Source organism: Streptomyces aurantiogriseus, assembly GCF_014649375.1.
Taxonomy (GTDB): Bacteria; Actinomycetota; Actinomycetes; order Streptomycetales; family Streptomycetaceae; genus Streptomyces; species Streptomyces aurantiogriseus.
The window spans coordinates 1-7,176 of sequence record NZ_BMSX01000058.1 but is presented as its reverse complement, the minus strand read 5'-3'; the positions used below and the strand labels follow the sequence as shown (position 1 = coordinate 7,176).

The 7,176-nt window shown below is 68.1% G+C and carries 8 protein-coding genes and 2 pseudogenes; 5 read left to right on the top strand and 5 right to left on the bottom strand.

From position 1 onward, the window contains the following. The 3 genes and pseudogenes from IE263_RS49400 to IE263_RS47865 form a co-directional block, all read right to left on the bottom strand. A pseudogene (locus tag IE263_RS49400) lies at nt 1-191 on the bottom strand (hypothetical protein); the annotation flags it as partial. 145 nt (nt 192-336) lie between these two features. After that, a pseudogene (locus tag IE263_RS50390) lies at nt 337-705 on the bottom strand (helix-turn-helix domain-containing protein); the annotation flags it as partial. A gap of 175 nt (nt 706-880) precedes the next feature. Beyond that, complete coding sequence (locus IE263_RS47865; protein WP_189944437.1) at nt 881-1,414, bottom strand: P-loop NTPase family protein; 534 nt, start codon at nt 1,412-1,414, stop codon at nt 881-883. Here IE263_RS47865 and IE263_RS47860 point away from each other — a divergent pair. From IE263_RS47860 to IE263_RS49680, 3 genes are all read left to right on the top strand, one after another. Further along, nucleotides 1,404-1,592 carry a hypothetical protein gene (locus IE263_RS47860; protein WP_189944436.1) on the top strand — a complete coding sequence of 63 codons (189 nt, stop codon included), beginning with the start codon at nt 1,404-1,406 and terminating at the stop codon, nt 1,590-1,592. The two genes, IE263_RS47865 and IE263_RS47860, sit on opposite strands and share 11 nt — an antisense overlap. A gap of 141 nt (nt 1,593-1,733) precedes the next feature. Beyond that, nucleotides 1,734-1,955, top strand: a complete 222-nt coding sequence (locus tag IE263_RS47855) for a hypothetical protein (RefSeq protein WP_189944435.1) — start codon at nt 1,734-1,736, stop codon at nt 1,953-1,955. Nucleotides 1,956-2,973: 1,018 nt separating this feature from the next. Beyond that, nucleotides 2,974-3,105, top strand: a complete 132-nt coding sequence (locus IE263_RS49680) for a hypothetical protein (RefSeq protein WP_268256154.1) — start codon at nt 2,974-2,976, stop codon at nt 3,103-3,105. Between the two features lie 300 nt (nt 3,106-3,405). Here the strand turns inward: IE263_RS49680 and IE263_RS47850 are convergent, their stop codons facing one another. Beyond that, nucleotides 3,406-4,284, bottom strand: a complete 879-nt coding sequence (locus IE263_RS47850) for a helix-turn-helix transcriptional regulator (RefSeq protein ID WP_189944434.1) — start codon at nt 4,282-4,284, stop codon at nt 3,406-3,408. A 102-nt stretch (nt 4,285-4,386) separates the two neighbouring features. Between IE263_RS47850 and IE263_RS47845 the strand changes: the two genes are divergently transcribed. Further along, nucleotides 4,387-5,082: an SDR family NAD(P)-dependent oxidoreductase gene (locus tag IE263_RS47845; protein WP_189944433.1), complete on the top strand. Its 696-nt coding sequence runs from the start codon at nt 4,387-4,389 to the stop codon at nt 5,080-5,082. A 282-nt stretch (nt 5,083-5,364) separates the two neighbouring features. Here IE263_RS47845 and IE263_RS47840 read toward each other — a convergent pair whose 3' ends face one another. Further along, the gene (locus IE263_RS47840; RefSeq protein ID WP_229911587.1) at nt 5,365-5,694 is read right to left on the bottom strand and encodes a hypothetical protein; all 330 of its coding nucleotides are present in this window, start codon (nt 5,692-5,694) and stop codon (nt 5,365-5,367) included. An 819-nt stretch (nt 5,695-6,513) separates the two neighbouring features. Here IE263_RS47840 and IE263_RS47835 point away from each other — a divergent pair. Beyond that, a complete protein-coding gene (locus IE263_RS47835) occupies nt 6,514-7,128 on the top strand; it encodes a TIGR03086 family metal-binding protein (protein ID WP_189944432.1) in 615 nt (204 codons plus the stop codon). Nucleotides 7,129-7,176 lie beyond the last annotated feature (48 nt).

Genomic DNA, 7,176 nt, shown 5'->3' with positions numbered 1-7,176 from the left:
GTGATGACGACGGGCTTGTCGTGGTCGCGGACCAGGCTGCGCAGGCGGTCTGCGTAGGTAGTGGCCGCGGAGTAGGTGACCGGCCCGCCGAAGCGGCGCCGCGCGGTGGTCACAGCGGTGGTGAGCAGCCTGTGGAGGCGCCGGTCGATCCTGCGCCGCAGCACACGGTGGAAACGCACGATGAGCTTCAAGCGCAGGAACGACCGAGGTCCGGGGACGATGCCCGGGCACGGTGTGGGAGAACTCGCTGCCGACAGGGAGAGTGAGCAGGGCGGGAAGCTCGGCAAGGACGGCGTCCATGTTCTTGACTGCGCGGAAGCGCCGCCGGTCGGCCAGGACGGTGCCGTTGCGGCGGACTTCGCGGCTGATCGTCGATGGGCTTCGGCCCAGCTCCGCGGCGATCGCCCGGATGGTGGCCTTCTCCAGTAGCCGGTCGGCTATGTGGACGCGGTCGGCCTCGCGGAGATAGCGCGAGGGGTCGGTCGGTTCAGCGACGGATGCCGCGTTGATCGGTGGATAGGCCATCCGACCCGAGGCACCTCGTCCGTTGCGCCAGCGCTCGCCGGTGCGGGTGCTGATACCGACGGTCCTGGCAGCCTCGGCGAAGCTCATTCCTTGATCCACAAGTAGGAAGTATGTCTCCCGTTCTTGGATCAACGGCCTGTTGCCCTGGGGCCTCCGGGTACCACGAGCTTCGACGTCCATTGCCACCTCTGAGCTGAGGTGTTGCAACGACCACTAGAACCCAGAAGTGCGGCACGGCCAGACCCATGGTCGGGGCTGGACGCGGTACGGCCGCGCCTGGGTCGGCCTCATGGTCAGGGCGGGGCGCGACTGATGTCGGCACGTAGGCGCAACACCTGTCACGACGGCGCTCCGGTCAGCGGTCCACGGCGGGCAAGTGGGCCAGGCCGGTGTCGAGCATGATGCGGTCGACGGTCTCGTGCAGGGCGCTGTCGGAGCCGATGACGGTCTCGATGCCGCCGGGTAGCAGGTCGCGCTCCCGGTACCAGTCGCGCAGCTGCGTCTCGTTGACGTCGTCGGCGATCGGCTTGGTGGCGTGCCGAGCGAGGGTTTCGCCGAACGGCACGTCCAGGTAGTAGCCGTGGGTCGGGCCGCGGTGGTCGGCGCGCAGCTGCGCGAGCATGTCGCCGTAGCGGTCTGCGTACAGGATGCCTTCGACCACGACGTGGAACCCGGCGTCAAGGGCGTAGCGGGCGGTCAGGTCGATCAGGCCGATGTTCGCAGCGCCGGGCCGGTCGCGCTCGCGGAGCACGATGCGGCGGAGGTTGTCCTGGCCCACTAGAGCCAGGCCGCGGCCGAACCGCTCGCGCAGGCCCGCCGCGACGGACGACTTCCCCGATGCGCTGTTGCCGCGCACGACGACCAGCCGGGTTTCTTCAGTGCCCACCATCACGGCGATCACGCTACCGACGGCCGCTGACGCCGACCCGGACCGGGCAGCGCGGGGCAAGCCGGTGGCGTTCAAGGACGGGGTGCCGGTGTACGACAGCGGCCGGGCACCGGCGTTTCTAGCCGCCAACGCCGACCTCGCCCCCGGCGACCCGAAAAGATGGCTCATCAGGTACTGATCAGTTGCGCACTGCCCGTGCCGACCTCAAGGCCTGGAGGGCTTCTCCGGCTGCGTCCAATCGGGGGCTCCGGAGCATCGACGCCGGCAAGCACTTGGTGCTCCGGGCCTCCCAATCGCGAAAGAGGCGGCACCTCTGTCAATGGAACGTACAACAGAAGAGCGGATCGAACCCAGCCTGCGAGCTGAGCTCCCGGAGGTAGTCGGTGAGAAGTCCAGCCGGTTCCTGGGGTGGGTGACCTTCGGTTTCACGGCGGCCTGCGCCGTGGGCGGCACGGTCATCGCCCTGACGGTCTCCGCGCCGGTCGGACTGGCTCTGCTTGCAGTTGCGGCTCCCGTTATCACGATCCAGATCCGCCGGTGAATCCCGGATGGCCGCAGTCCGAGGACTGCGGCCATCCCGGCCGCTCCCCTGCCCGCCCAGGAGCAGAGTGCGCGTCATGAAGTTGTTCCGGCCAATGCCGGGGGTCAGACACATCGCGCGGCGGTCAGATCGGTCCTTCGCAGTCGTCGATTCAGTGCGGCAGGTGATCCTGCGGCTGCGGCCAGACCCACGGCATCGGCCGTGATCGTCCAAACGACTGCGCGCGCGACACCCTATCTTGAAGAATGTCCTGCCGTGTACGTGTCTGCACTGCGGTGTGGAGGGAGGGCGATGCGTCCCGAGGAGACTTTGGACATCAAGCTGGCCTTCGCAGGTTGGTTCGCCGGCAAGCCGGCTGCGGAGCTGGCGGAGATGGAAGCCGAGGCTTACGCGTAGCAGGGGTTCAGCAACTCGCCGCAAGACGAGCTGGACAGTCTGCGTATCGCGCAGAACTACTGGGTGGCACCAGACATGGTCCGCATCGCGGAAGCGGCACAGGAAACACTGTCTGACGAAGACGTTCTCCTTGAGGAGCCGCCCTCGAGTCATGGATTCCTCGTGCTCGCTGAGCCCTTCACGATTCGGTGCGCCGATCAGGAGTGCGTGGATGACCACCCGTTCACCGGCTTGCGGTGGCGTCCCGTCCACCGAGTCCTTCCAGCTACCAAGTGGGCCGAGGAACAGCACGATGACGGAATCCTTATCCAATGGATCGGACCTGTCGTTGGCGAGGAGGAGCGCCAGTTCTTCGGATCGCCTGTCGCGCCGGTGGGGAACGGGATGTTCATGCCCGCAGGTCGCCCTCTCCAGATGGCTCAGTCGGTAGAAATCGGCGCCATGCGCCCTGAGTCAGGTCGAGTGGTCTCACCGCTGGGTCGTCCGGGGACATTGGCGACGTCAATGGCACCCACGCCTACAAGCCCACCGCCCCATCTGGATAAACGAGCACGTCAAAGGACCGGACGACAAGCCGCTGCTGGTGCGCGAGAAAGTCATCACCTGGCGTCGATAGAAGGAAGTGCCTCGTGAGCTGCCGTACCACGCCGAAGGTCGGTACGACGGTACGGATCCCGGTTGGTGGGCCGGCGTCGAGTGGGCACTGCTGTGGATCGAGGACACCGCCGCCCAGCTGACCGAGGGCCGGTCGTAGGAGGCAGGGCAGCGCAGGGTGGAAGGGATCCGGCGTGACGTGGACGCTGCCGGAACCGATGCTGAGCACTCCCGTACCCACGCCGGATCTGCGGCCGGGCTGGGTGGGCGAGCCCAAGTTATGGACAGGGCTTGGCGCTGTCCGTTGTCCACTGGAGGTCGGGAATCGCCGCCGTGAGCCCCGCCCTTAAGGTGCGGTAAGTTCCTGCGGCCGTACACCGAGTCGAAGTGGCCGTGAGCGGTCGTTTTCACTGGCAAACCTGATCTCTGCTTGCTGGACGAGATCCGGCTGGCCCGATCGTTACGGCGTGGAGAACAGGCCGGGCCCCGGAGGCGTGGGGCCGTCGGCGCGGACACCGTTGGTGACCCGTAGGAACTCCAGCTTTTCCGCGTCGGTGGAACCCGCGGCCACCGTGTAGACGACGAGTCGGATGTCGCAGCCTGGGACGGTGAGCACGTCGCAGTCGCAGATCACCTCACCCACCTGGGGGTGTACGACGGTCTTGCGGGCCGAGACGTGCGGGCCGACCGTGCCCTCGTCCCACAGGCGGGCGAACTCCGCGCTGGTCGAACGCAGTTCCTCTACGAGGTTGGTCAGGCCGCGGTCGCGGGGGTAGTCGATGAGAGCTGTGCGCAGGTCGGCGACGAGGGCGGGTTTCAGGGCGTCGTCGTCCTGGAGCACGGGCCAGGACGCGAGCCGGCTGGGCCCTGTGGCGAAGACCGCTCGTGCCAGGTTGCGGTCGTCGTGTGTCCGTGCGCTGGGGTCGCCCATCAGTACTGACCATGCGGGGGTCCAGGACAGCAAGGTCCAGTCGGCGCTGAACACGCCCACGGGGAACTCCCCGAGGCGGGCCAGCATCCGTTGGACCCCGGCCGGAACATGCGTGGAGACCGTTCCCTCCTGGGGAGGCAGGAGGCCGGCCAGCCGGTAGGCGTGATCGCGCTCCATGGGCTGCAGTTGCAGTGCCCTGGTCAGGCTCGCGACGACCTGTGCCGAAGGGCTCTTGGCACGGCCCTGTTCCAGGCGGACCACGTAGTCGACCGACAGGCCGGCGAGTTCTGCCAGTTCCTCGCGTCGCAGCCCCACCGCGCGTCGTCCGGGCCGTGAGGTCAGTCCGACGTCGGCGGGAGAAAGGCGGTCGCGCCAGCGGTGCAGTGCCGTGCCCAGGGTCTCGTCCACTCGGCCATTGTGTCCGCCGGGCCGTCGTCGTGCCTGGTACTGGCTGTCCTACCGTCACGGAGAGCACTGGCTGGCCTCTCCCCACGGGCCGAGAGTGGACGCATGACGACCACATTCATCACAGGAGCCAACAAGTCCCTCGGGTATGAGACCGCCCGCCGCTTGATCGAGGCCGGCCACACCGTCCTCATCGGCGCTCGTGATCCGGAGCGCGGCCAGGCGGCCGCCGACGCACTCGGGGCCCGTTTCGTCCAGATCGACGTGACCGACGACGCATCGGTGGCCGCTGCCGCCGCCCATATCGAGGCCCGCGAGGGCGGCATCGACGTCCTGATCAACAACGCAGGTATTTTCGGGACGCACAACCCCGCCGACCAGATCACGGCCGCTGATGCCAGCGAGGTGTTCGAAGTCAATGTCGTGGGGATCGTCCGGGTCACGCACGCATTCCTGGCGCTGCTGCGCAAGTCCGCGCACCCGGTCATCGTCAATGTGTCGAGCGGCATGGGGTCGTTCGCGGCCACCCACGACGCCGAGCGCGTCGAGTCGAGGAACCTCGCGCCGCTCTACACGGCGTCGAAGGCCGCGGTGACCATGCTGACCACGCAGTACGCGAAGTCCTGGCCGGATGTGAAAGTGAACGCGGCCGACCCGGGCTACACAGCGACCGACTTCAACGGGCACAGCGGCCCGCAGACCGTGACCGAGGGCACCGACGCGATCGTCGAACTCGCCACCATCGGACCGGACGGGCCGACCGGAACCTTCCGCGACCGTCACGGTGAGATGGCCTGGTGATCCACCCCTGAATTCGGGGCGTGCCCGGCACGGACGAGGGCTCCAGAGTGGCGAACTCATGCCGAGGACCTTCGCGCGGCCGGGTGACGGTACTCCTGCACCGCTACCCCCGGGCTGATTCACGCCTTCCTCCCCTTCGACACCTTCATCCCCTCCGTGGACGCGGCGGCCGACGAGATGTACGCCGACTTCAAGAAACTCATCACCGCCGCCGCATAAAGGGCAGGCACCAACACCCGAGTCCCCGGCCGTTGATCGCCGGGGGCTTTGGTGTGAGTCCGCTCAGGCGCCGAGGCGGGCGCGGATGGCCTTGGCCTTCTCCTCGGTGAACACGCCGGTGTCGAGGAGGGAGAGGAGGGACAGCACTCCGCCGCGCGAGCCCCAGCTTCCCTCGTCGATGACACGGAAGTCGACGCACCAAGCGGGCGACGGCTCGGCAAGCCCGCAGGCATCGGCCATCGCTGCCAGGAGGCGTTCTACGACCTGGGTCCGGACCTCCTGGCGCCAGTCCCCGTCCATCACCGCCACGTCGATCACCATGACGTCGGCGTCCGGTCCGGCGTCCGCCACGAGCCGCCCGCCGATCGCCATCATGTCCGGCTCGTGCTCCACGAAGTGCACCTGGAACCCGCCCCGCGCGGGCGGGGGCAAACTGCCCCACCTCGGGCACGAGCACCGCGTCGGTCAGTGTCTCGGCCAGCTTGCGGCGCTGCTCCAGGCTCAGACGGCCCTTCGAAGTGTTCACGGCGATGACAGTCACAACCCCCTCCTATAACGACTGCTATAGGGGGAGACTGCATCGACCTATAACGATCGTCATACCGAGGGCTTGAGCACGGCCCGCCGGTACGCGTGCAGAACTTCCGCAGCCCATCAGCTCGCCTCAAACGGCCCGGCCGAACCCGACGGTGGTCAGGTCCTGCTCAGGCAGCGAGGTGAAGTCGACGTCGGGCTTCGGCCCGTACGCCTCGGACTGGATGCCGAACTCGTGGGTGAAGTACTCGCCGAACCTGTTGATGTGCTCGGTCCGGTAAGGCGAGATGCGGGCCAGGTTCTCCGGGGGCGATCTCCCAACCCTCCTCCAACAGATGGCAGACGATCTCCGCGATGTCCAGGGCGTTGTGGAAGATCACCGCGTTCGAGGCCATCTCGTCGAAGGTGGAGAACTCGAGCAGCTCCAGCCCGGCCTCCACGGCCTTCTCCCACCCGATGCTGATCAGGTCCGCCGGCCGGTTCTTCGCCGCGGCCTGCTTGCGGATCGACTGCGGCCGTGACCGGCCGGCCCCGGCGCAGGCCCGGCACCTCGTTGTGCCTGGTACTGGCAGTCCTCCCGTCGCAGAGGGCACTGGTTCTCCTGTCGCCACAAGCCGAGAGTGGACGCATGACAACAACCTTCATCACTGTGAGGGCACCACGAATGGGGGCTCTCCGATGAGCGATGACGTGATCTCCAGCGGTTGGGACGTCCTGGACGCCTCCCACGAAGCACTGCGCACGGCGGTCCGCGCCGTCCCCGCCGACGGCTGGCACCTGCCGACGCCCTGCGCGGACTGGACCGTCGCCCAGGTCTTCCAGCACGCCGTCGGCGACCAGATCGGCTACGCCGCCGCGCTGACCGGCGAACCCGGCCCCGACTTCAACCCCTTCGCCCCATCGGGCGACATGGAGGGGGTGGACCCGGCGGAGTTCCTGGAGGACGCCCTGGCACGCGCGGCGAAGGCGTGGGCGGGGGCCGACCCGGACGCCGCCCAGGTGCCCGTGCCGCCACCGCCGCACAAGTTGTCCCCGTGGTCCGGCTCGGCAGCGTGCGGGCTGGACGCAGCGGTCCACGCCTGGGACATCGCCCGGGCGACGGGCCGGCCGTCGCCGCTCACGCCCGAGTTGGCCCGCCCCCTCCTCAAGGTCGCCAGGGAGATCGTCGAGCCGCTGCGCCCCCGCGGCGCGTACACCGCCGCCCTGGCCCCCGACGAGGGCGACGACGACGTGGCGGTCCTCCTGCGTTACCTCGGCCGCGAACCCCTCTGGAGCGCCTCTTACTGGCTCTAACAAAAGCTGTTGATCATGTGACTGTCGGCATGCTCGATCGTTGATGTG

Bases quoted from the DNA above. Each gene is read 5' to 3' on its own strand.
- IE263_RS47865 (WP_189944437.1), bottom strand. From the start codon at position 1,414: ATGGTGGGCACTGAAGAAACCCGGCTGGTCGTCGTGCGCGGCAACAGC.
- IE263_RS47855 (WP_189944435.1), top strand. From the start codon at position 1,734: ATGGAACGTACAACAGAAGAGCGGATCGAACCCAGCCTGCGAGCTGAG.
- IE263_RS47845 (WP_189944433.1), top strand. From the start codon at position 4,387: ATGACGACCACATTCATCACAGGAGCCAACAAGTCCCTCGGGTATGAG.
- IE263_RS47835 (WP_189944432.1), top strand. From the start codon at position 6,514: ATGAGCGATGACGTGATCTCCAGCGGTTGGGACGTCCTGGACGCCTCC.